The organism is Flavobacterium sp. CBA20B-1, assembly GCF_028473145.1.
GTDB lineage: Bacteria > Bacteroidota > Bacteroidia > Flavobacteriales > Flavobacteriaceae > Flavobacterium.
Genome location: NZ_CP092370.1, coordinates 36,609 through 60,329, shown reverse-complemented (window position 1 = coordinate 60,329; position 23,721 = coordinate 36,609). Strand labels below are relative to the sequence as shown.

Below are 23,721 nucleotides of genomic sequence, written 5' to 3'. Positions count from 1 at the left end.
GTAGTTGATTAAATCTTAAAAGAGCTACAAACTATCCATTAATTTTTTTAGTGCCTCGTGTTCGTCTTGTGGCAAATATGGAATTAATTTTATAAAGTGGTCTTTAAACTCTTTCTTTTCACACAAGCGAACAATGGCATCTCTACCAAATTTTTGAAAACGACTGTTGTGATGTACCAATGCGTTTACTAAATGCGGCAATGTGTTACTGTCGTACTGATTCAAATACCACAAGGCATTTATAGCGTTTGTGCGAATATTGCTGTTGTATTTATTGTAGGCAAAATTCTCTAATTCTGAATACCAATGAGCTTTTTTATCATTTTTGTAATTTTCGGTTGCTAGTGCAAACATAAGCCATGTAATGCGTAAATTATAATCGTTAAAACCTTTCCATGTGGCCGTTTTGTCTAATAATTCAGCCCTGCCGGCTTGGTTTTGTAACCATAAATTTTTTAAAACAATTTCTCGAGTTATATAAGATTCATCGTTTAATAATTTGGTGTAATCGTCTAAAAATTCTGCTGGAATTTCGCTAATAATTTGTGCCAATGCTTGTCGAACTTTTAAATCGTTGGATGCCATTACGGTTTGATAGAATTCTTTTGCATCATTATAAGGAACTCCGTGCAATTGAAAAACAATCTCGCGTTTTACATTGGTAAAGGTATTGGGATCTTTCAGTAATTTCAGCAATTGTTCTTTTTTTACTTCAAACCCTTTTTCTTGCAGCGCTAAAACTTCAAAATACGATTTCACCTTCGGAGAATTTTGAATTAAAAACAAAGCTTCTTTTGTGTTGAACCCTTTGTTTTCCAACCAATTTCGTTTGTAATTATCCAGATTAAAATTGGGTGCAACTGCCACTACTTCATTCAAAAAATCTTGTGTTGATGCGTTTTTAAAAGCATATTTGTGCAAATAATTTTTAACAACCGTATTAAAATTTGCTTCGCCAATCTGGCTGGATAAGTAGAACAACATCCACGCCCCTTTTTGGTAATAAGTGGTAGTGGTAGCTTTTTCACTGTAAACCGCGGTGTTTTTATTTTCTTTGGCATCTTTAGTAATCAATTCTGCCATTTCGTATAGTTTCCAATAAAAATCATCCACTCCATACAACTCGCGTTCCGCTAAAAGTGCATAATAGGTAGCAAAACCTTCTTGCAGCCAATGGTCTTGATTGGTTTTTGCGGTAACCACATTTCCAAACCACTGATGCGCCATTTCGTGAGCATTTACATTCACAAAATCACGATCGTTCACTCCAATATTATCCACCACATAATCGCTGTTAAAGATGGTTGATGTAGTGTTTTCCATTCCGCCGTACATGAAATCTTGCACCGGAATGTTTCGGTAAATTTGCCATGGATAAGAAAAACCGGTTTGTTTTTCTAAGAAATCGAACATCTTTTTGGTGTGCTGATAAGTGGTTGCGTATTTTGATGCATCTACCGGTCGAATATAATTCTCAATGGTAATGCCCGATGCTGCTTTTTCTGTTTTTTTATCAAATTTTCCAATCGCCATCATCATTAAATACGAACTCATTGGATGATTCATTTTATAGCTCCATGTGGTTTGTTTTCCGCTAACGGTTTTTCCATCTAAAACACCATTACTGATTACATCATAACCTGTTTCGAAGGTTACTTTTGTATTAAAAATCACTTTTTCGTTGTAATCATCAAAACTAGGCAGCCAATGGCTGGTATATTTTCCCTGACCTTGTGTCCATATTTGTAAATCTGTTCCAGACCCCACATAATACAAGGCTTGTTTAGGATTGGTTTTGTAACTAATGGTAAGCGTATTTTCACCAACAGTATATCCTTGTGTTAAAGCAATTTTCTTTTTATCGTAGTGATATTTAGGCGTTTGCCCATTTAGTTTCATACCTTGAATCATCATGTTTTTTGCATCGATTTTAATGGTATCGGTAGCTTCGTTTACTGTAAACTGATAGGTTACATCGCCAATAACCATGTGTTCGGCAATATCAAAACGAATGGAAGCATTTGCTGTGGTAAAATCAACTTTGGGTGTTGTTTGTGACCAACTGTTTAAAGAAAATAATACGCTTAAAGCAAGTATTGTTTGTTTCATAAATCTGAAATTTTGTTAGGAAGATATAGAAAATCATAAAAGTACGAAATTAAAAACGTAATTTTGTTTAAATTTTTTGATATGAATTTTACAGAATTTCCACTAAATAACAATATTGCCGAAGCTATTACCGATTTAGGATACACCACCGCCACTCCTATCCAAGAAAAAGCCATTCCGGTGTTAATTGATGGAAAAGATTTGGTGGGTTGTGCGCAAACCGGAACCGGAAAAACAGCTGCTTTTGCCATACCTATTATCAATCATATTCATAGAATTGTGGGCTCGGGCAAAAAGCGCAAACAAATCCGCACTATTGTTCTATCGCCCACTCGAGAATTAGCCATACAAATTGCAGAAAATTTTGAAGCATTGAGTAAATACACCCAAATTAAAACTTATGTGATTTATGGCGGTGTAAACATGCAGCCCCAAATTAACGCTCTTAAAGAAGGCGTAGATGTGCTGGTTGCCACACCAGGCAGATTTCTTGACCTCTACAAACAAAATTTTATTAAAACCGACGCTATGCACCAATTGGTTATTGACGAAGCCGATTTAATGCTGGATATGGGTTTTATAAACGATGTGCGAAAAATTATAAAACTAACGCCGCCAAACCGCCAAACGCTCATGTTTTCGGCCACTATGCCAATGGGTGTTCGCGAATTGGCCGATGAATTTTTAAGCAATGCGGTTTATGTTTCGGTGGATCGCGATTCAAGTGCAGGCGACAATATTACACAAAAAATCTATTTGGTTGAAAAAGAAGATAAAAAGAAACTTTTAAAACACGTTCTTGAAACGCAACATTTAAAAAATGTTCTGCTGTTTACACGCACCAAACAAGGCGCCGATAATGTGGTTGAGTTTTTACAAAAAGAGGGATACAAAGCCAATGCCATTCACGGCGATAAATCGCAAGCTGCACGATTGCAGATTTTGGAAGATTTTAAAAACAAACAAATAGATGTTTTAGTGGCTACCGATGTGGCTTCGCGAGGAATCGACATTCAGCAATTACCGTTTGTGATCAATTATGATATTCCAAATATACCCGAAATCTATGTACACCGAATTGGAAGAACAGGTCGTGCAGGCGAAGAAGGTTTGGCACTTTCATTTGTTGGTCGCGATGAAAAAAACTATTGGCACGATATTGAAAAATTAATTCGTTTGCAGGTAAAAGTGGTTAAAGACAATCCTTTTCCGTGGCGCGAAGCCAACCCAAATGCCAAAAAAGATTTTCGCAACAAAAAAACAAACACTGCAAGTACAAACAAAAAGAAGCCAGCTAACAGCTCTAAATCTCGAAAATCAGATGCTTCTAAAAAAAATAAAAAGAGATGGTATTAAACACCATCTCTTTCTTCTATAAATCGTTTGTTTCTTTTCTGCTTTTAAATTCATCGGTATAAGGCACAAAAACTTCCGGAAAATCAACCCCTATTTTTTTGTACAACCATCCACCGGCAACACGTGTAACCCGATAATAAATAATTTGTTTCAATCGGTTTTCGTATTCGGGTATAATGGTTTTTACCACCGTGCTTTCGTGCAAATCTAATTCGTAAACTGTTTTCATAACTAATTTTGTAAGAGAATATCTAAAGATAAATATATTAACAATATCTTTACAAAAATATTTTTTTATGGAAAATAATTCGACTTATATCAACGATTTTGTTTCAGAATTCATACAAAATTACACGGCAGAAATCATTGAAGATGATGTAGTTGGTTTTTACAACGATGCCTTTGTGCTGTTGCATCATTTTTATGATCTGAAAGATTTTAACACAACTACCCAAGCATTGTATGCGCAATTTATCAATCATATCATTGAAAATGAATCAACCTTAAAAGAATACACTAATTTTGATTTTAGATCGATAAAAACATTAGCATCATTGCAAAAAAGCATTGATTTTAAAGCACTTGCCCCTATTTATACGCCCTACAGCTTTTTGGAAACAGAAGAAGCGATTGACCAAATTTTTGATGAATTGAAAGTTGTGAAAGAGTTTAAAAAAGAATTGAAGGAAGAAATCAATTATTTGCTAGACGAATACCAATTCCATTTAGATCATTTAAAGGAAAATATGCAATATAATTTTTATACCTATGAAGAATTGGAAAATCTAAAGGCTTTTGATTTAGATGAAAAAGTAGAAGAATTAAAAGGCGAAAAGCAAAAATTTGTACAGAAATGCAAGGATAAATTGGCAAAGAAATAAAGCTTTAATCAAATGAAAATTCCACATTTATTAATAGTTTTTCGTTTTCTTTTAGCACCACTAATCTTGGTACTTGCCTGTAAAATGGGTAATGAAGCGCGATTGTTGCTCGTAGTATTGATGTTTTTAGGACTTTTATCGGATATTTTTGATGGAATCATCGCACGAAAACAAAATATAACAACTGTTAAATTACGCCGAATGGACAGCCAAGTAGATTTACTATTTTGGTTATCTATTGCATACAGCTGCTATATGCTGCAACCCGATATTTTCACAACACACAAAATCGGAATTATTTCTCTTTTTGTAATGGAAGCAATGTGTTATGCCACCAGCTTCATAAAATTTGGCAAAGAAACATGTACACATGCTTTTTTATCGAAGATATGGGGATTGTTATTATTTGCAACTTTTGTGGCGATACTCGGTTTTCAACATACTGGTTGGCTGCTAAATCTTACTATTATCTGGGGAATTATCTCGCAAGCAGATGTCATTCTCATTATTTTGATTTTACCAAAATGGCAAAACGATATTCCAAGTAGCTATCATGCACATTTAATCAGAAAAGGTGTTCCGTTTAAAAAAAGTAAGTTACTGAACGACTGATTGTAAAAAGAAAAAAACTCCTAAATTGCTTTAGAAGTTTTTTTAGAGCCTCTGGAGGGACTCGAACCCACGACCTGCTGATTACAAATCAGCTGCTCTAGCCAGCTGAGCTACAGAGGCAAAATGTAAATTAGTACTTTTATTGAAAATTTAGAGCCTCTAGAGGGACTCGAACCCACGACCTGCTGATTACAAATCAGCTGCTCTAGCCAGCTGAGCTACAGAGGCAAAATAATATTTTCAATTGTTAAAAGAACTTGAGCCTCTGGAGGGACTCGAACCCACGACCTGCTGATTACAAATCAGCTGCTCTAGCCAGCTGAGCTACAGAGGCGACTCATTTACGGTTGCAAATATACTGCTGTTTTTTGATTCTGCAAGAGCTACCGTAAATTTTTTAATGTTTTTTTTTATTACAATTTATTGATTTTTTCAACTAATTGATTTGCAGTTTCTTCTAAATCTGAATAAATTGCTTTAAAGTGCGCTTTTTTGTTTTCTACCTTTTTATTGTTCACTCTTTCGATTAAAACATCGAATTTTTCTATTGCTTCATCTATAATCGCTTCTGATTCTTGGGTTGGCTTTCCTGCTGTGGACATTTCCCAAATATAAACTGCTTCTATAATATCGCCTAAAACAAAATTAATGTCTTTCTTTAAATTTCTAACATTTGCCATAATAATCACTTATATTTCATTAATAAATACTTCTAATAAGGTTGCATTTCCAGTGAATGCAAAATTGGTTAACTGTGCAGGTACTAAAATGGTTGTGCCTTGCTGTACCTGAAATGTTTCATTGTTTGCGGTTAACTGCGCGCTTCCTTCGGTACAAATATACACCAAAAAACAATCACTATTTTTGGCTACTTCATACAAAGAGGTCAATGAAACTATTTTTGTTGTAAAAAAAGGACAATCAACTAAATTAATTGCTTCATTTTCCTTTTTTTGGTATTGAATTTTTGGATCTTTATTTTTATAATTAATTGCTTCTAAAGCCAAATCTACATGTAATTCCCGCTCATTTCCTTGATCATCTACCCGATCCCAATCATAAACGCGGTATGTGATGTCTGAGGTTTGCTGAATTTCTGCTAAAAGAATTCCACCGCCAATGGCATGAATGGTTCCGGTTTCAATAAAGAACACATCTCCTTTTTGAACATAATATTCCTGCAAAACATTGGGTAAGGTTTTGTTTTGCAAATGTTGGATATATTCTTCGGGCGAACTATCCTTTTTAAATCCTAAAATAATCCGTGCATCGTCGTCGGCTTGCATAATATACCACATTTCTGTTTTGCCAAATGAATTGTGGCGTTTTTTTGCCAATTCATCGTTTGGATGCAACTGAATAGACAAATCGGTTTTGGCATCTAAAAACTTAAACAACAAAGGAAATTGCGTGCCGTATTTTTGATATACTTTTGTTCCTAATATTTCATTGGGATACAAATGAATCAATTCGGCCAGGTTTTTTTCTTGATAAATACCGTTTGTAACCACATTTACATCGGTATCTATCATAGAAATTTCCCAACTTTCTCCTATATTTTTACTTGGAATTTTTTTGCCTAATGCCTTTAATTTCTCGCCACCCCAAATTCGTTCTTTCAGAATAGGCTGAAAATAAAGCGGATAGCTTTTAAATTTTGATTGGAGGTTGTGCTTATTTATATGTTTGGGTGTCGAATTCAATTGTAACTTATTCGGATAAATTAAGGGTGCAATTTACAAATTTTCTTAAATGATTTTCTGTAAAATAATCATAAACCACAATACTTTACAAAATTTCTTGGGGTTTCATACAACGTTACATCTAAATCTAGTTTTAATGGCAGGCGTTTTCGCAATTTGTTCCAAATGACATAAGCTATATGTTCTGCCGTTGGATTCAAATCTTTAAAATCGGGCACATCTATATTTAAGTTTTTATGATCAAAAGGAAGCTCTACTTCTTCATAAATCAAATCGCTTAACTCTTTTATATCAATCACATAGCCTGTTTCTGGATTCACCGTACCGGTTACCTCTACTATAAGTTCATAATTATGACCGTGAAAATTGGGGTTGTTGCACTTGCCGAAAATCAATTCGTTTTTCTCGTCGGTCCAATCTTTTCTGTACAAACGGTGTGCTGCGTTAAAATGTGCTTTTCTGCAAACTGTAACTCTCATAACTTACTTTTTCTGAACTTGTTGAATGTAATGGTAAAATTTATCAAAAATAATTTTGAACCATTCGGTATAATGTTCTGGATGCACCTGCATATCGCTTTTAATTGCTTCGGCGCTCATCCATTTCCAATTTTCTACTTCTTCTTTGTTGATTTCGGGTTTTTGATTGTAATATCCCACCATTACATGATCAAATTCATGTTCGGTTAATCCATTGTCAAACGGCACTTTGTAGATAAATGAAAAAACTTCTTCCAAACTTGCGGTAAATCCCATTTCTTCTTGCAAACGGCGGGTTCCGGCTTGAATATTGGTTTCGCCATCGCGTTGATGGCTACAACAAGTGTTGGTCCACAACATCGGAGAATGGTATTTGTGAGCAGCGCGTTGTTGCAGCATAATTTCGTTTTTATCGTTCAATATAAAAACCGAAAACGCACGGTGCAATAATGCTTCTTGGTGTGCTTGCATTTTGGGCATTAAACCAATGGGCTGATCTTTTTCGTTTACTAAAATTACTTGTTCTTCGGTTATCATATCGGGTATTACAAAAATCAAAAATACAATTTTTAATAGGAATAAAAAAACACCCTTCTATGCAAAAGGGTGCTTTTAATGAAATATGTTTTGTTTTATTTTACAATGATTCGGTTTGTGGTAACCTCACCGTTATAGGTTGATACAATCAGATATACTCCATTTGACGAGAATGTGGTATCAAAAACATAACTTTCTATGTTATTTACCTCTTTTTTACTTACTAATTTGCCATCTAATGTGAAGACATGAATATTCAAATTGGTTGGTTTTCCAAAATTGTAAGTTACATTTACCGTTTCGTTGATGCGCGCCGGGTTTGGATACGCGTTAACTTTTGAATCTAAATTAGATACAATTTCTGGTTTTGTAGTTTGTTTAGATTGTGTAGTATGCACTATTGAAAAAGTATCATAACCATTGCCATCTGTATCAAAAACTACGTTTTCAAAAACCAATTCATTGCCTTGTACTTTTCCTTCAACACGCAACACGTTCGCATCATTCTCAAAAGTAGTTGCTGACGGGTTAATCGCCAATTGATACGTTCCAGTGTTTTTTAAAGCTCCTAAATTGAAACGCAAGTTTGCAACCGCTGGTTTTTTATTGGTTTGAACCAACCATGAAGAATCTAAAATTTCTGCATCGTTTTCTTTAACAAAGTTTGTTTTTTCGTTAATTGATCCAACAAAAAGATACTCGTTATTCGCAAACCCATCACTGCTGATTGCTAAACGCTTATCAACAGAATTTACTGTTTCCAATTTGTTTAAACCAAAATAATCACTTCTTCCCAACCCTGTAATGGTATTGTTATAGGCTGGATTCAATTGGTGGTTCCAAATTTGTTTTCCGTTTGCATCTACATAATTGGCATTATCAATCAATGAAATTCCATATTTAATAGATAGATACGTTTGAATTTGCTGATGATCTAATTCGGTAAACGTATCATTTACATAGATTACCTCATACACATCGGTTAAATCATTCGGAGTATCAATAATGGTTACATAATTCTTATCACCTGTGGCATTTGGATAGTTAAAACCATATTTAACGATAGCACCTGTTCTTCTTTTTTGATCGATTGTAGATGCATCGTGGTAATTAATATTATGAGTGGTAACGGCGTGTTGAGCACACGTAAACGTAAAGTTCATCAAATCTTTTTCAATACCGTCTTCTGATTTGAAAACCATATAGAAATTAGAATCTCCAGCACCAATTGAGGTCGTTAATGACTGATTGCTATTGCCATTTACTGCTGCATTTTTGTTGAACATTTGCGCGGTGTTATTTGTTTTATTTGGCTTTAACCAAAATGACGCACGATTGTTAAAGCTTTGCGCATGTACGGAAATCGACGCTAATAAAACTGCTGCTAAAAGTATTTTTCTATTCATAATGTTTTGTATTTTAATCGAATATACAAATTATTTTGTTTCGGCAAAAAAATAACTCATAAAAATTATGAGTTATTTTAAAATTATTTTTTTTACAATTTCCTTTCCCAAGCTTTCATTGATCATTTTTATTATTTTATCAATTCCGTAGCTTAACTCTTCTCTAAGCACATCGGATGAAAGCGACACGAATAAGGTGTTTTTGCGCAGTTCAATCTGTTGGGTGTAGTTTGCAATTCCTGGTCCTAGCAAATTGATCCATGCTTCGCGAACGTTTAATTTATCAAAACCTTTCTCTAGATTGTATCCTTCAATCATCTTTCCCAAAACATTTTGTACAGATGATTCTTCGTGTAATCTTTTGTGAGGATTGAATTTTTTGTTATTCATTTATCTGGATGGGTGTATATCGTTTATAGGTGTATTTTACATTGTTATTATTGATGATTACCAACTGATTTTTTGACAATTGATCGATTTTTTCGGTCCATTTTGAAAACTGCGTAGTATATTTCAAATAAGTGGCGTTGGCAGAATCGATTACCACAAATTGCTCTTGAATACCGTTTGATTGCGCTTTTCCATTTAGCTGAGGCACTATTTTGCTTCGCGTTCCTTTATCGCCATTCAATTGAAAATAATCTACATTGTTGTTTGATTGAAACGTTTTTAAATCGCCATCTTCTGTTTTTGCTTCGCTTATTTCCCAATAACCATTCAAATGTTGGAGCTGTTCAGCAGAAATGGGTTTTGAACACGATACTAAAACAATTGCAAATACAACAAAACTTAAAATTTTTCTCATTATTTAAAGAATGAATCTACGAATTCGTATTTATTAAACACTTGCAAATCTTCAATACCCTCGCCCACTCCGATGTATTTTACCGGAATTTGAAATTGATCTGAAATACCAATCACCACGCCGCCTTTTGCTGTACCGTCTAATTTTGTGACTGCTAAAGAAGATACTTCTGTTGCTGCCGTGAATTGTTTTGCTTGTTCAAACGCGTTTTGTCCGGTTGATCCGTCTAAAACCAACATCACATCGTGTGGTGCATCGCCAATAACCTTTTGCATTACGCGTTTCACCTTTGTAAGTTCGTTCATTAAACCTACTTTGTTATGCAAACGTCCAGCGGTATCAATAATTACCACATCGGCATTTTGCGCCACTGCCGATTCTAAGGTATCAAAAGCAACCGAAGCCGGATCTGACCCCATTTGCTGTTTTACGATAGGTACTTGCACGCGATCTGCCCAAATTTGCAATTGGTCAATTGCCGCCGCACGAAACGTATCTGCCGCACCTAAAACCACTTTGTGTCCTGCTTTTTTGAACTGATACGCCAATTTGCCAATTGTGGTGGTTTTTCCAACGCCATTCACACCAACAACCATTATTACATATGGCTTTTTATCTTTTGGTACTTCGAATTCTGTAGCTTCGCCCGATTGGGTTTCCGAAAGCAATCCCGAAATTTCTTCGCGCAAAATTTTGTTCAGCTCATCGGTTCCTAAATATTTATCTTCGGCAACACGCTTTTCAATTCGATTGATAATTTTTAAAGTGGTATTCACACCAACATCTGAAGTGATTAACACATCTTCCAAATCATCTAAAACATCATCATCTACTTTTGATTTACCGGCAACCGCTTTTGATAATTTATCAAAAAAAGAGGTTTTTGATTTCTCAAGCCCTTTATCAAGTGTTTCTTTCTTTTCTGATGAAAATAAACGCTTAAAAAAACTCATATACTACAATTTTTATGAAACAAATATACTGATATTAATTTAACAATTTTTGATAAATATCATTTGTTAGAAAATAAAAAAAGCTACCTAATAATTTAGATAGCTTTTATGATTTATTTTTGAATGATTATTTTTTTGCTAAAAATTCATCCACTAATTCAGGAGCCAATACGGTCTCTACAAACGTGTAAGCGCCTGATTTTGGAGATTTAACCATTTTAATAGCTTTGGTTAATTTCTTTGAACCTCCTTGTAATGTTGCTACGGTTTTCTTTGCCATGACTAACTAAATTATTTAATTTCTTTATGAACTGTTACTTTCTTTAAGATAGGATTGAATTTTTTGATTTCCATTCTATCTGGAGTATTCTTTTTGTTTTTTGTAGTAATGTAACGCGATGTACCTGGTAATCCGGTTGCTTTATGCTCTGTACATTCTAAAATTACTTGGATTCTGTTTCCTTTTGCTTTCTTTGCCATCTTGATAAAATTTTAATGGTGAATGGAATTATTTTAATAATCCACTTGCTTTAGCATCTTTAAGAACTGCAGCAATACCTTTTTTGTTAATTGTTTTTAATGCAGATGTTGATACTTTTAAAGTAACCCATCTATCCTCTTCAGCGATGTAGAAACGCTTTTTAACTAAGTTAACAGAAAACTTTCTCTTAGTTTTGTTCATAGCGTGTGATACATTGTTTCCAACCATCGCGCGCTTTCCTGTAATTTGACAAACTCTTGACATTATTTCTTACTTTTAAAATCAGTGTGCAAAATAACGAATTAAAATTTATTTAAACAAGTGTTCTTTTTCTTTTTTTTGATTTAATAGAAACCACCCCCCTATTTTTTAGGTTGATTTTATTTGCAATCTTATATATTGATACAAAAGCAACCATGTTTTTTCAACAGCTGCTTGAATTACTTTGTGGCGTGGTTTTCCAAAATTGTAAGTAAAGCTTTCTACTTTATCCTCATACACAAATGCAATACAAACGGTTCCTACTTCTGCATCGGCATCACCTTTTAGCGGACCGGCATTACCAGTAGTTGCTATGGCAAGATCTGTTTGAAATATTTTTTTTGCACCAACTGCCATTTCTTTGGCAACTTCTTGGCTTACCACACTATAAGTATCGATTGTTTGTTGCTGAACACCTAAAACATTTACCTTCGATTCTGTTGCATAGGTAACGGCACTGCCTTTAAAATAAGCCGAAGCTCCTTCTATAGATGTGAGTTTTTGAGCAATACTTCCTCCTGTGCAACTTTCGGCTGTTGCAAGCGTTAAACCGCTCTTTTTTAGCAATTGCACCACCTCATCAAACAACGTATCGGTATTTGTTACACCAATGAAAAATGTAGGAATTAATTGTTGCAACTCCTTAATCTTCTCATCAATTTCTTGAGTTATTTCTTCAACAGAATCACCTGTTTTGCTCAATCGCAAGCGCACCAAACCAAACTGTGGCAGATAAGCCAAATGAATGTTTTGAAGCTGCAAACTGTCTTCCCAAAGCGCTATTTTTTCAGCCAACATACTTTCACCAATACCTACTGTAAGCACGGTTTTGTGCACGATCGCATCTAACTGAAAGTGTTTTTTTATATAGGGAAACAACTTTTCGGTAATTAAATATTTCATTTCGTATGGAACGCCGGGCAATGACACAAAAACCGTTTGTTCTTTAACCATTAACATACCCGGAGCGGTGCCCACATCGTTAAAAAGCACTTCGCATCTTGAAGGCACTAAAGCCTGCAATCGGTTCATTTCGTTTAACGGTCGGTTGTAATAGTTGGCAATGAGTTGGGTTACATGATCTAAAACAGCCGTATTCATCACTAATTCATCATTAAAATAGTGGGCAAAAGTTTTTTTGGTGATATCGTCTTTTGTGGGACCTAAACCACCCGTAATAATCACTAAATCAACTTTGTTTTGGTATTTTTCAAATGTTTCAATAATTTGATGAAATGTATCCGAAACAGCTATTTTTTCAATCACTTTACAGCCAATTGCTTCTAACTGTTGCCCTATAAAAACACTGTTTGTATCAACCACCTGCCCTATCAACAGCTCATCGCCAATGGTTATAATTGCTGCTTTCATTAGATTACTTTAAAACTAAACATTTTTTCACCTTCTATAAATCCTTCCAATTCATCATTGGGATGCACTTTTGCAACGCCACTTGGTGTTCCGGTAAAAATCACATCACCCGTTTTCAATGTAAAAAATTGCGATATATAAGCAATTAGCTCGTTGATTTGCCAAAGCATATCTTTGGTGTTGCCGCTTTGCACGGTTTCGCTGTTTTTCTTTAACTGAAACGACACATTTTGCAAGTCTTCAAACTTTGTTTTATCGACAAAATCACCAATAACGGCCGATCCGTCAAAACCTTTTGCAATTTCCCAAGGTAAACCTTTTTCTTTTAATTTCGATTGCAGGTCGCGTGCGGTGAAATCAATACCTAAACCAATTTGATTGTAGTATTTATCGGCAAATTTTGGCTGAATGTATTTGCCCACTTTACTGATTTTTACAAGAATTTCTACTTCGTAATGCACATCGGCTGAAAATTCAGGTATTACAAACGGATTTCCATTGTTCAATACACTGGTATCGGGCTTCATAAACAGCACAGGTTCAGTGGGTTTTTGATTAGAAAGCTCGTTGATATGATCGATATAATTTCTTCCTACACAAATAATTTTCATACTAAAATTTATTAGTCAGTTTTCGCAATTTAATACTTGTTAGAACTTTTTTGGTGTATAAAGGAAAATCCGCGTTTTGTATCCAACCAAAATAACCTGGCTCGCGCTCTAAAACATCATCTACCAAAGTACCCTTATGCTTTCCAAAGGTAAAAATTTCTTCTCCTTTATCATTTAAAGCGATAAATCCGGCAAAATCTACTGATTTTTTACGAGTTGTGAATACAGAAAGGGCTTTCATATCGTTTTCTAAATCTTCGTATCGATCTAATTGTGCCTTCAGAATTTCATAAGTTGCTTCGGTATCGGCTGCTGCAGAATGGGCATTATCAAGCGATTTATTGCAATAAAATTTTAAAGCGGCACTCAATGTACGCTCTTCTTTTTTATGAAAAATTGTTTGCACATCAATAGACACACGGTTTTTCATATCAAAATCTACATCGGCACGAAGCAATTCTTCTGCTAAAAGCGGAATATCGAATCGGTCGGAATTATATCCTGCCAAATCGGCGTCTTTTATCATATTATAAACCTGACCTGCTAATTCTTTAAAAGTAGGTTCATTGGCAACCTTTTCATTGGTAATTCCATGAACAGCTGTGGCGTGTGCCGGAATAGGAACCGTTGGGTTTACCAACCACGTTTTGCTTTCTTTGTTTCCGTTTGGAAAAATTTTTAATATCGAAATTTCTACAATTCTGTCTTTTGCTACATCAATTCCTGTTGTTTCTAAATCGAAAAAACATATCGGACGGTTTAATTTTAATTCCATTTTTTTTAGATTTAATGTTTTAAGGTACACTTATTTTCCTTTAAACCACGTACTTTAATTAATTTAACTTCTATAACCAAAAATTTGTTCGGCACATTTAATGGCACATTTTTCACCATCGATCGCTGCAGAAATAATTCCTCCGGCATATCCAGCACCTTCTCCGCAAGGATACAAACCTTTTATTTGCAGGTGTTCCAACGTTTCCTCGTTTCTTGGAATACGCACTGGCGATGATGTTCTGCTTTCGGGTGCATGCAAAATAGCTTCGTTTGTAAAATATCCTTTCATTGTTTTTCCAAACTCTTGAAATCCTTGGCGCATGATACCTGTTAAAAATTTCGGGAAAACATCCCCTAATTCAGCCGAAACCACGCCGGGAACATAAGACGTTTTTGGTAGGGATTCGGATATTTTTTTATTGGAAAAATCAATCATTCGCTGCGCAGGGACTTTTTGTGTTTTACCTGCTACTTTCCAGGCGGTGTTTTCAATTTCTTTTTGAAAATACATTCCTGCCAAAGCACCATGTTTTTGGAATGGTTTAAAATCTTCTAATTTCAATTCCACAACAATTCCAGAGTTGGCCGTAGCTTGATCGCGTTTTGAAGGCGACCATCCATTCGTTACCACTTCTTCCACGTTAGTGGCACAAGGTGCAATAACTCCTCCCGGACACATACAGAAAGAATACATTCCACGACCGTTTACTTGCTTTACGATGGAGTACGGTGCCGGTGGCAAGTATTCTCCCCTAAAATCACAAGAATATTGAATACTGTCAATAAGTGATTGCGGATGTTCTGCCCGAACTCCCAAAGCAAAAGGTTTCGCTTCAATGAGCACTTCTTTTCGATCTAATAATTCAAAAATATCTCGTGCCGAATGTCCGGTAGCCAAAATCACTTGGCGCGCAGGAATTTTTTCTCCCGTATGCAAAACTACTCCATTTATTTCATTGCCTTTAATATCAAAATCGATCACCCGTTTATCAAAAAGCACTTCGCCCCCAAACTCGATAATTTTGTGGCGCATATCTTCCATGATTTTAGGCAATTTATTAGTGCCAATATGCGGATGTGCTTCTACCAAAATATCTTGCGATGCGCCAAAAGCCACCAAAAGTTCTAAAATTCGGTTTACATCGCCTCTTTTTTTTGAGCGGGTATATAGTTTACCATCTGAATAGGTTCCTGCACCTCCTTCGCCAAAACAATAGTTGGAATCGGGGTTTACAACATGATCCACATTAATTGCTTTTAAATCTCTTCTGCGACCACGCACATCTTTTCCACGTTCTATAACGATTGGTTTCACACCTAATTCAATTAATTGCAAAGCTGCAAAATATCCAGCCGGACCTGCACCAACAACAATGGCAACTGGTGCGTTTTTTATATTTTTATATTCGGGAAAATGAATGGTGCGATGCACTACTTCTTCGCCTTGAAAAAAAACATGAATTTTTAAATTTATTTTTATCTGTTTTTGGCGGGCATCGATAGAGCGTTTTAAAATGGATATATGTTGAATATCGCGAACCGATGTATGTGTTAATTTTGCCACATAATCTGTCAGCAATTGGTTGTCAACTGCTATTTGGGGAAGAACTTGTAATTGTATTTCTTGAGGCATTTTTTTATAAAGCAAATTTGAAAATACAAAAGTACATTAATTATGGTTTTGATTTAAAAAGGATGTTTTAAATTTACTGAAATTTACAAAGCATGGAACGACAAATCAAGTTAATTTGGGATTTTAGAGGATATGATGCATTGAAAACTGCAGAACATCAGGAAATTCATTTGAAACAATTCATACAAATAGAAGGTTTACCCGTTAATATTACGGGATTTGAACAGATAAATGAAATGCATGCTATTGCTTTTATCGTAGTAAATGATGATTTAATGCGAAAATTGCGCGATATACTAAAGCCACATCGAGGAGAGTTGTACAGCGATATTGCATAAGCATTTAGATGTACCTTCCTACCTCACCCCAACTCCTTCTAATTTTAATCTGGGATCATTTATATTTACTAGTTCGTCTAATTCATAAACGTTTCTATAACCATATCCATATAAATTAACGTAGGTTGGTATGTTTAACGCCAATGTCAAAGGTTGCGTATGAGCTGGTGCTTTAGAGTTTGAGCCAGCAACTTTAGAGGCAAAATTCACTTGATCGCCTTCAAAATTGTTGTTACAATAAATCAAAATTTTGGTTTTGGGGTCAGGAATTAATGCTTGTAATGCTTGTTGTGTAAAATCGGTAAAGCTTAAGTGAACCGCACCTTCAATATGTTTTAAGTTGTATCGAAAAGTGGAACGAGTGTCTAAAATAACTACATTTTCTTCTTTGCTCATTTTTAAAAATGTATTAAAATCAATTAAACGCTCGGTTCTGTGTTCGTCTACTTCCGCTATTAATCCTTTATAATCATCATAGTTCACTAAAGCTTTTGGATAATTCTGATTTGCATCGTTGCTTTGAGCAAAGATACTGCACACACTGAAAAACGCTACAATTGCAAAGCTTAACTTTTTCATTCAACAAAAATTAATTGGCTACTTCACTAATAAATTTTATACGCATTAAACGCAATTCTTCAATATCATAATCGCCGTCGAATTCCTTTAAAGCCGCTTTAATAGAGTCGTTTTCAGCTTCCATAAAATATTCTTTGATTTCATCTTGCTGGTCGTCGTCCAAAATATCATCAATCCAATAGTTGATGTTCAGTTTAGTGCCTGAATATACAATTTGCTCCATTTCTTTCAAAAGCAGATCCATATCTAGACTTTTTGCAGAGGCAATATCTTCCAACGATAATTTTCGATCCACACTTTGAATAATAAATAATTTCAATGCAGAATTGGCACCTGTAGATTTTACAACCAAGTCATCAGGACGAATCACATCGTTTTCTTCTACATATCTATTGATTAATTCTAAGAATTCCTTACCGTATTTTTTAGCTTTTCCTTCGCTCACCCCATGCACATTGGCTAATTCATCCATTCTAATGGGATATTTTAACGCCATATCATCTAATGAGGGGTCTTGAAAAACAACAAACGGCGGAACGCCCATTTTTTTGGCTACTTTTTTGCGGAGGTCTTTCAGCATACCAACCAATACTTCATCGGCTACATTTGATGATTTATTATTTACAATGATGCTATCATCTGCTGTTTCTTCGTAATTATGATCTTCTGTCATCATAAAAGACGACGGATTTTTTAAGAAATCTTCTCCTTGTGGCGTCATTTTAATAACACCGTAGCTTTCAATATCTTTTGAAATAAAACCTGCAACTAATACTTGGCGTATCAAGGCCATCCAATATTTATCTGTATAGTCTTTTCCTGCGCCAAATATGCTTTGGGTATCGGTTTTATAGGATTTTATAATCGAGTTTATTTTTCCTAATAAGGTTAATACAATTTCTTTTGATTTATAGATTTGCTTGGTATCTTTTATGGTTTTTAAAAGAAGTACCACTTGGTCTTGGGCTTCTTTTTTGGTTTTAGGGTTGCGCGAATTATCATCCATATCGGCTCCTTCCCCATTTACTTCATCAAATTCTTCACCAAAATAATGTAGTAAAAATTTACGGCGCGAAACAGATGTTTCGGCATAAGCAACCACTTCTTGCAACAAAGCAAAACCAATTTCTTGTTCAGCCAATGGCTTTCCTGTCATAAATTTTTCAAGCTTTTCAATATCTTTATAAGCATAATAGGCCAAGCAATAACCTTCGCCTCCATCGCGGCCGGCACGTCCTGTTTCTTGATAATAACTTTCAAGCGATTTGGGTATATCGTGATGAATTACAAAACGCACATCGGGTTTGTCGATTCCCATTCCAAACGCAATCGTTGCTACCACCACATTTACATCTTCCATTAAAAACATGTCTTGATGTTTGGCGCGGGTTTTTGCATCTAATCCTGCATGGTACGGAACAGCCGTTATACCATTTACTTGCAAAACTTGAGTAATTTCTTCTACTTTTTTTCGACTTAAACAATAAATAACGCCCGATTTACCTTTAAATTGATTGATAAATTTAATGATATCTGCTTCGATATTTTTTGTTTTTGGTCGTACTTCATAATACAAATTGGGTCTGTTGAACGATGCCTTAAACACATTTGCATTGGGAATTTCAAGGTTTTTAAGAATATCCTCTTGCACTTTTGGTGTGGCAGTTGCTGTTAACCCAATAATAGGAATATCGCCCAATTTGCGGATGATATTGCGTAAATTTCGATATTCAGGTCTGAAATCATGCCCCCATTCCGAAATACAGTGTGCTTCATCTATGGCGATAAAAGACAGCGGAACCGAGTTTAAAAAAGAAACATATTCTTCTTTTGTAAGCGATTCTGGAGCAACATATAAAAGTTTGGTAACACCTTTTTTAATATCGTCTTTAACCTGTGTGATTTCTGTTTTTGTTAACGAAGAATTTAAAACGTGAGCCACGCCAATTTCGTTTGATAATCCGCGAATGGCATCGACTTGGTTTTTCATTAAAGCAATAAGGGGCGACACCACAATTGCAGTTCCTTCTAACACTAACGCAGGTAATTGGTAACATAAAGATTTTCCGCCTCCAGTTGGCATGATTACAAAAGTATTGTTGCCATAAATAATGCTATTTACAACTTGTTCTTGCAATCCTTTGAACTGACTGAATCCAAAATATTTTTTTAATTCTTTATGTAAGTCAATTTCGATTGATTTCATGTTTTTAATTATGCTATTTTATCTAAATTTGCAATTATAAAGATATACAAATCTTTTAGTTTTATCAAAATTTACCTAACACGTTTGCGTTTTGAATATCAATTTTAACATATTATCTGCTGCCAAAAGCACTTTAAAAGCTGAAAGCGATGCAATTACAAAGGCTATCGACTTTTTAAATGATGACTTTTTAAACGCTGTATCGGCTATTTTTAACACAAAAGGTCGTTTAATTGTCACTGGAATTGGCAAAAGTGCACATATTGGTCAAAAAATTGTCGCTACATTAAACTCTACTGGAACACCATCAATGTTCTTACATGCTGCCGAAGCTGTTCATGGAGATTTGGGAATGATTACAAAAAATGATATTATTTTATGCATTTCCAAAAGCGGAAACAGCCCAGAAATTAAAGTTTTGGTGCCGCTATTAAAACGCGATGGCAACATTTTAATTGCAATGACCGGAAACAGCGCTTCGTTTTTAGGAAAAAATGCCGATTTTGTAATCAATGCTTATGTGGAAAAAGAAGCAGACCCCAACAATTTGGCGCCAACCACCAGCACCACGGTACAGTTAGCCTTGGGCGATGCACTGGCTGTAGCTTTAATTGAAATGCGAAATTTTACAGCAAATGATTTTGCGAAGTTTCATCCGGGGGGTGCATTAGGAAAAAAACTTTTGTTGCGTGTCAACGCTATTTTAGATACTAATAACAAGCCAGCTGTAAAAACCACTTCTACCATACAAGAGGTTATCTTTGAAATATCTAATAAACGTTTGGGAGTTACTGCGGTTCTAGAAAAAGATGAAATCAAGGGAATTATTACCGATGGTGATATAAGAAGAATGTTAGAAAAAACAACCGATCTTTCAGCCATTACTGCCGTTGATTTAATGACAAAAAATCCAAAATCGATCGATTTAAATTCCAAAGTAGAAGACGCTTTAAACATTATGGAGTCATTTGAAATTACACAACTTGTGGTTACAGACAATAATCAATATGCCGGCATCATTCATTTGCACGACATTTTAAAAGAAGGAATTGTATCGTGAAAAACAAAAACACCAATAAAGAAATGTCGTTCTTAAACCATTTAGAAGAACTTAGATGGCTTTTAGTACGCAGCAGCATTGCTATTTTAATTACGTCGGTAATTGCAGTTGTTTTTAATGAGTTTATATTTGATGTAATTATTTTTGGTCCTAAACGGGGTGATTTTGCAACCTATCAATTTTTTTGCACAATTGCACAACAGTTTGATTTGGATCAGTCGTTTTGCAACAACGAATTGCCCTTTGTTATTCAAAACCGAACTATGGACGGGCAACTTTCTGTTTTAATCTGGACATGTATAACAGCCGGTTTCATCATGGCTTTCCCTTTTATTTTGTGGGAGTTTTGGAAATTTATAAGTCCGGCACTTTATGAAAAAGAACGCAAATATGCTAAACTATTTATTTTTGTATCGAGTATTTTATTCTTTTTAGGAGTGATTTTTGGATATTTCATATTAGTACCATTATCAATCAATTTTTTAGCTAATTTTACAATAAGTTCTATTGTAGAAAATCAAATTGACATTAATTCGTACATCAGCCTTGTGAAAACCACATCGCTTGCAACGGGTTTAATTTTTGAATTGCCCATAATCATTTTCTTTTTAGCTTATTTGGGACTAATTACCGATAGCTTTTTAAGAGAATACCGTCGTTATGCATACGTTTTGATTCTAATTGTAGCTGCAATTGTTACCCCGCCTGACATTATTAGTCAAATGATTGTTTCTATTCCCTTAATTATTTTGTATGAAGGAAGCATCGTAATAGCAAAAGTCATCACCAAAAAAAATGTACAAAAGCAGATAAAGCAAGTTTAAAAAACCAAAAATGAAATTAAGAGCAGAAAATTTAATTAAAACATATAAAGGAAGAAAAGTTGTAAAAGGCATTTCGGTTGAAGTAAACCAAGGAGAAATTGTAGGTTTATTAGGACCAAATGGTGCTGGAAAAACAACTTCGTTCTATATGATCGTGGGCTTGGTAAAACCCAATTCCGGAACCATCTATTTAGATAACCTAAATATCACCAACTACCCCATGTACAAACGTGCGCAAAACGGAATTGGTTATTTGGCACAAGAAGCATCGGTTTTTAGAAAGTTAAGTATCGAAGACAACATTCTTTCGGTTTTACAACTTACAAAGCTTTCCAAAAAAGAACAAGAAGCAAAAATGGAATCGCTGATTGATGAGTTTAGTTTGCAACATATTCGTACCAATCGTGGAGATTTACTTTCGGGTGGTGAACGCCGCCGAACCGAAATTGCTCGTGCCTTGGCAACCGATCCAAAATTCATTCTTTTAGATGAGCCTTTTGCCGGCGTAGATCCCGTGGCGGTTGAAGACATTCAACGTATTGTAGCACAATTGAAAAACAAAAATATTGGTATTTTAATTACCGACCACAATGTGCAGGAAACATTGGCTATTACAGATAAAACCTATTTAATGTTTGAAGGCGGAATCTTGAAAGCAGGTATTCCTGAAGATTTAGCTGAAGACGAAATGGTTAGAAAAGTTTATTTAGGGCAGAACTTTGAATTACGAAAAAAGAAACTGGAATTTTAAGTTAAAATTTCAATTTAAAATTAAAAAACTGTACTTTTGCAGAACCTTTGGAAAATTACTATGCCCGTACCAAATAACTTACAGAAAAATTTTTCGTATCTCCGATCGATACAGTATCTACCAAGGTGGATTATTTTTTCAATAGATATTTTTATAGTAATTTTTTCGGCATTAATAGGTTATTTTATTTTAGATGGAATTGGTATTAATATTAGAAATGCTCATTTTGTACCTTATAATCTAATACTTCTTATTGGTGTTCACATTTTCTATTTTTGGTTATTCAAAACATTTACAGGAGTTATTCGGCATACCACTTTAAATGATGCCACAAAACTTTTTTTTTCAGAGCTATCTTGTTTTGTTACACTTTATATAATAAACACATTATTTTATGCTATCTATGATATAAAGTTGTTTTTAAATACGCGCTTGTTAATCACTGTTGCTATTAGTTTTTTTCTTCTACTACTTTTTAGATTGTTTGTAAAAACTACTTTCGATTTCTTTTCACAATATTCGCAACAAAATCATTTTATAAACACGGTGATCTATGGTAGTGGTGAGCGGGCAATTGCCATTGCCAACGCTATTATTGCAGAAGTTCCGCAAAAATACAAACTAAAAGGTTTTATAAACCCCAATGCAAAAAATTCGTTTAATCGCATTTTGAACCTGCCCGTTATTGGAAAGTCACGAAAAATTCCTGTATTGGTACGCGTTTTGGGAGCAAATAGTGTCATTATTGCAGATGAAACACTTTCTAAAGACGAAAAAATCGATTTAATTGAAGATTGCTTAAAATACAACATTAAAGTTTACAATCTTCCAGGAATAACTGATATCAATAATCAGAAAAAAGTTGCTTCGAACATTCGGAAAATAAAAATTGAAGATTTATTAGAACGCAAGCCTATCCAAATCAACAACACACAGATTTCACATCAAATAAAAGATAAAGTGATTTTGGTGTCTGGTGCAGCAGGATCTATTGGTAGCGAAATTGTTTGGCAAGTGGCGAATTTCAATCCCAAAAAATTGATTTTAGTAGATCAAGCCGAAACACCTTTACACCAAATATCCTTAGAAATTACCAAATCAAATACCACCGCAGAAATCATTTGTATTATTGCAGATGTGAGAAACTATGATTGCTTAGAAAAAATATTTTCAGATTACACGCCTGATATTGTTTATCACGCTGCCGCTTACAAGCACGTTCCTTTAATGGAAATGAATCCGCAGCAAGCTATTTTTACAAACGTATTAGGAAGCAAATATATGGCCGATTTGTCATTGAAATACAAAGCAGAACGTTTTGTAATGGTTTCAACAGATAAAGCGGTAAACCCAAGCAATGTGATGGGTGCCAGCAAGCGTATCGCTGAAAAATACGTGCAATCTTTAGCCCAAAAATTAAAAAAAGAATCAGGCAACACAACAAAATATATTACCACACGTTTTGGAAATGTGTTGGGCTCAAATGGTTCTGTGGTTCCTTTGTTTACAAAGCAAATCGAAAATGGCGGGCCAATAACCATCACGCACCCAGATATTATTCGCTATTTTATGACCATTCCCGAAGCGTGCCAATTAGTGCTTGAAGCAGGATCGATGGGTAATGGAGGCGAAATTTATATTTTTGATATGGGAAAACCCGTTAAAATTATAGATCTTGCCACAAAAATGATTAAATTAGCCGGTTTGGAACCAGAAAAAGATATTGAAATAAAAGTTGTAGGTTTGCGTCCAGGTGAGAAGCTGTATGAAGAATTATTAAACGATAGTTCTACTACCTTGCCTACACATCATGAAAAAATAATGATTGCGCAAGATATACACGAAGATTATGAGTTTATATCAAGCCAAATTGAAGATTTAAAGAAGTTAGCAGCATCATTCTTAGTTATCGATACAGTTGCTACGATGAAAAAAATAGTTCCCGAATTTAAAAGCTTAAATTCAGAATTTGATAAACTAGATTAATA

27 protein-coding genes and 3 tRNA genes are annotated in these 23,721 nt (G+C 34.7%); 8 read left to right on the top strand and 22 right to left on the bottom strand.

Going from position 1 to position 23,721, the window contains the following annotated elements; all coding sequences use genetic code 11:
• Positions 1-24: 24 nt before the first annotated feature.
• Positions 25-2,109: a M1 family metallopeptidase gene (locus MG290_RS00315; RefSeq protein ID WP_264561954.1), complete on the bottom strand. Its 2,085-nt coding sequence runs from the start codon at positions 2,107-2,109 to the stop codon at positions 25-27.
• Between the two features lie 81 nt (positions 2,110-2,190).
• Between MG290_RS00315 and MG290_RS00310 the strand changes: the two genes are divergently transcribed.
• Complete coding sequence (locus tag MG290_RS00310) at positions 2,191-3,465, top strand: DEAD/DEAH box helicase (protein ID WP_264561953.1); 1,275 nt, start codon at positions 2,191-2,193, stop codon at positions 3,463-3,465.
• A 16-nt stretch (positions 3,466-3,481) separates the two neighbouring features.
• On the opposite strand, the gene MG290_RS00305 is transcribed toward MG290_RS00310, so the two are convergent.
• On the bottom strand, positions 3,482-3,694 hold the full coding sequence (locus MG290_RS00305) for a hypothetical protein (RefSeq protein WP_264561952.1): 213 nt from the start codon (positions 3,692-3,694) through the stop codon (positions 3,482-3,484).
• A gap of 67 nt (positions 3,695-3,761) precedes the next feature.
• Here MG290_RS00305 and MG290_RS00300 point away from each other — a divergent pair, with 67 nt between their 5' ends.
• Together MG290_RS00300 and MG290_RS00295 are read left to right on the top strand one after the other, a co-directional pair.
• On the top strand, positions 3,762-4,346 hold the full coding sequence (locus MG290_RS00300; RefSeq protein ID WP_264561951.1) for a hypothetical protein: 585 nt from the start codon (positions 3,762-3,764) through the stop codon (positions 4,344-4,346).
• A gap of 12 nt (positions 4,347-4,358) precedes the next feature.
• Entirely contained in the window at positions 4,359-4,958 is a 600-nt protein-coding gene (locus MG290_RS00295; protein ID WP_264561950.1) for a CDP-alcohol phosphatidyltransferase family protein, read from the top strand.
• Positions 4,959-5,004: 46 nt separating this feature from the next.
• On the opposite strand, the gene MG290_RS00290 is transcribed toward MG290_RS00295, so the two are convergent.
• From MG290_RS00290 to MG290_RS00205, 18 genes are all read right to left on the bottom strand, one after another.
• A tRNA-Thr gene (locus MG290_RS00290) sits at positions 5,005-5,078 on the bottom strand.
• 34 nt (positions 5,079-5,112) lie between these two features.
• Positions 5,113-5,186 (bottom strand) — tRNA-Thr (locus tag MG290_RS00285).
• A 32-nt stretch (positions 5,187-5,218) separates the two neighbouring features.
• A tRNA-Thr gene (locus MG290_RS00280) sits at positions 5,219-5,292 on the bottom strand.
• 79 nt (positions 5,293-5,371) lie between these two features.
• On the bottom strand, positions 5,372-5,638 hold the full coding sequence (locus tag MG290_RS00275) for a hypothetical protein (protein WP_257499359.1): 267 nt from the start codon (positions 5,636-5,638) through the stop codon (positions 5,372-5,374).
• 9 nt (positions 5,639-5,647) lie between these two features.
• Positions 5,648-6,661, bottom strand: a complete 1,014-nt coding sequence (locus MG290_RS00270) for a type I phosphomannose isomerase catalytic subunit (RefSeq protein ID WP_264561949.1) — start codon at positions 6,659-6,661, stop codon at positions 5,648-5,650.
• Positions 6,662-6,729: 68 nt separating this feature from the next.
• Positions 6,730-7,140, bottom strand: a complete 411-nt coding sequence (locus MG290_RS00265; protein WP_264561948.1) for a 6-pyruvoyl trahydropterin synthase family protein — start codon at positions 7,138-7,140, stop codon at positions 6,730-6,732.
• Positions 7,141-7,143: 3 nt separating this feature from the next.
• Positions 7,144-7,674, bottom strand: coding sequence for an isopentenyl-diphosphate Delta-isomerase (gene idi, locus MG290_RS00260; RefSeq protein ID WP_264563224.1), 531 nt, complete (start codon positions 7,672-7,674; stop codon positions 7,144-7,146).
• 98 nt (positions 7,675-7,772) lie between these two features.
• The gene (locus MG290_RS00255) at positions 7,773-9,083 is read right to left on the bottom strand and encodes a T9SS type A sorting domain-containing protein (protein WP_264561947.1); all 1,311 of its coding nucleotides are present in this window, start codon (positions 9,081-9,083) and stop codon (positions 7,773-7,775) included.
• Between the two features lie 72 nt (positions 9,084-9,155).
• On the bottom strand, positions 9,156-9,473 hold the full coding sequence (locus MG290_RS00250) for a DUF721 domain-containing protein (RefSeq protein WP_257499363.1): 318 nt from the start codon (positions 9,471-9,473) through the stop codon (positions 9,156-9,158).
• Positions 9,466-9,888 (bottom strand): hypothetical protein, encoded by a 423-nt coding sequence (locus MG290_RS00245; protein WP_264561946.1) that lies wholly within the window; start codon positions 9,886-9,888, stop codon positions 9,466-9,468. The genes MG290_RS00250 and MG290_RS00245 overlap by 8 nt, the downstream gene beginning before the upstream one ends.
• On the bottom strand, positions 9,888-10,841 hold the full coding sequence (gene ftsY, locus MG290_RS00240) for a signal recognition particle-docking protein FtsY (RefSeq protein ID WP_257499365.1): 954 nt from the start codon (positions 10,839-10,841) through the stop codon (positions 9,888-9,890). Before ftsY ends, MG290_RS00245 begins: the two co-directional genes overlap by 1 nt.
• Positions 10,842-10,968: 127 nt before the next feature.
• Entirely contained in the window at positions 10,969-11,121 is a 153-nt protein-coding gene (locus MG290_RS00235; protein WP_264561945.1) for a DUF4295 domain-containing protein, read from the bottom strand.
• A gap of 11 nt (positions 11,122-11,132) precedes the next feature.
• The gene (gene rpmG / locus MG290_RS00230) at positions 11,133-11,321 is read right to left on the bottom strand and encodes a 50S ribosomal protein L33 (protein WP_091521250.1); all 189 of its coding nucleotides are present in this window, start codon (positions 11,319-11,321) and stop codon (positions 11,133-11,135) included.
• A gap of 28 nt (positions 11,322-11,349) precedes the next feature.
• Complete coding sequence (gene rpmB, locus MG290_RS00225) at positions 11,350-11,586, bottom strand: 50S ribosomal protein L28 (protein WP_257499367.1); 237 nt, start codon at positions 11,584-11,586, stop codon at positions 11,350-11,352.
• 105 nt (positions 11,587-11,691) lie between these two features.
• Entirely contained in the window at positions 11,692-12,954 is a 1,263-nt protein-coding gene (locus tag MG290_RS00220) for a CinA family nicotinamide mononucleotide deamidase-related protein (protein ID WP_264561944.1), read from the bottom strand.
• On the bottom strand, positions 12,954-13,565 hold the full coding sequence (locus MG290_RS00215) for a fumarylacetoacetate hydrolase family protein (protein ID WP_264561943.1): 612 nt from the start codon (positions 13,563-13,565) through the stop codon (positions 12,954-12,956). The genes MG290_RS00220 and MG290_RS00215 overlap by 1 nt, the downstream gene beginning before the upstream one ends.
• Position 13,566: 1 nt before the next feature.
• Positions 13,567-14,340 carry a 3'-5' exonuclease gene (locus tag MG290_RS00210; RefSeq protein WP_264561942.1) on the bottom strand — a complete coding sequence of 258 codons (774 nt, stop codon included), beginning with the start codon at positions 14,338-14,340 and terminating at the stop codon, positions 13,567-13,569.
• Positions 14,341-14,403: 63 nt separating this feature from the next.
• Complete coding sequence (locus MG290_RS00205) at positions 14,404-15,975, bottom strand: NAD(P)/FAD-dependent oxidoreductase (RefSeq protein ID WP_264561941.1); 1,572 nt, start codon at positions 15,973-15,975, stop codon at positions 14,404-14,406.
• Positions 15,976-16,067: 92 nt separating this feature from the next.
• Here MG290_RS00205 and MG290_RS00200 point away from each other — a divergent pair, with 92 nt between their 5' ends.
• Entirely contained in the window at positions 16,068-16,313 is a 246-nt protein-coding gene (locus MG290_RS00200; RefSeq protein ID WP_264561940.1) for a hypothetical protein, read from the top strand.
• An 18-nt stretch (positions 16,314-16,331) separates the two neighbouring features.
• On the opposite strand, the gene MG290_RS00195 is transcribed toward MG290_RS00200, so the two are convergent.
• Both MG290_RS00195 and MG290_RS00190 read right to left on the bottom strand, forming a co-directional pair.
• A complete protein-coding gene (locus MG290_RS00195; protein ID WP_264561939.1) occupies positions 16,332-16,892 on the bottom strand; it encodes a rhodanese-like domain-containing protein in 561 nt (186 codons plus the stop codon).
• Between the two features lie 10 nt (positions 16,893-16,902).
• Positions 16,903-19,098, bottom strand: coding sequence for a RecQ family ATP-dependent DNA helicase (locus tag MG290_RS00190; protein ID WP_264561938.1), 2,196 nt, complete (start codon positions 19,096-19,098; stop codon positions 16,903-16,905).
• A gap of 91 nt (positions 19,099-19,189) precedes the next feature.
• Between MG290_RS00190 and MG290_RS00185 the strand changes: the two genes are divergently transcribed.
• The 4 genes from MG290_RS00185 to MG290_RS00170 all read left to right on the top strand — a co-directional run bounded on the left by MG290_RS00185 (position 19,190) and on the right by MG290_RS00170 (position 23,719).
• Positions 19,190-20,158 carry a KpsF/GutQ family sugar-phosphate isomerase gene (locus MG290_RS00185; RefSeq protein ID WP_264561937.1) on the top strand — a complete coding sequence of 323 codons (969 nt, stop codon included), beginning with the start codon at positions 19,190-19,192 and terminating at the stop codon, positions 20,156-20,158.
• 23 nt (positions 20,159-20,181) lie between these two features.
• Entirely contained in the window at positions 20,182-20,982 is an 801-nt protein-coding gene (gene tatC, locus MG290_RS00180; RefSeq protein ID WP_264563223.1) for a twin-arginine translocase subunit TatC, read from the top strand.
• A gap of 10 nt (positions 20,983-20,992) precedes the next feature.
• Positions 20,993-21,733, top strand: coding sequence for an LPS export ABC transporter ATP-binding protein (gene lptB, locus MG290_RS00175; protein WP_257499376.1), 741 nt, complete (start codon positions 20,993-20,995; stop codon positions 21,731-21,733).
• A gap of 414 nt (positions 21,734-22,147) precedes the next feature.
• Positions 22,148-23,719: a polysaccharide biosynthesis protein gene (locus tag MG290_RS00170; protein WP_319800348.1), complete on the top strand. Its 1,572-nt coding sequence runs from the start codon at positions 22,148-22,150 to the stop codon at positions 23,717-23,719.
• Positions 23,720-23,721: the final 2 nt, after the last annotated feature.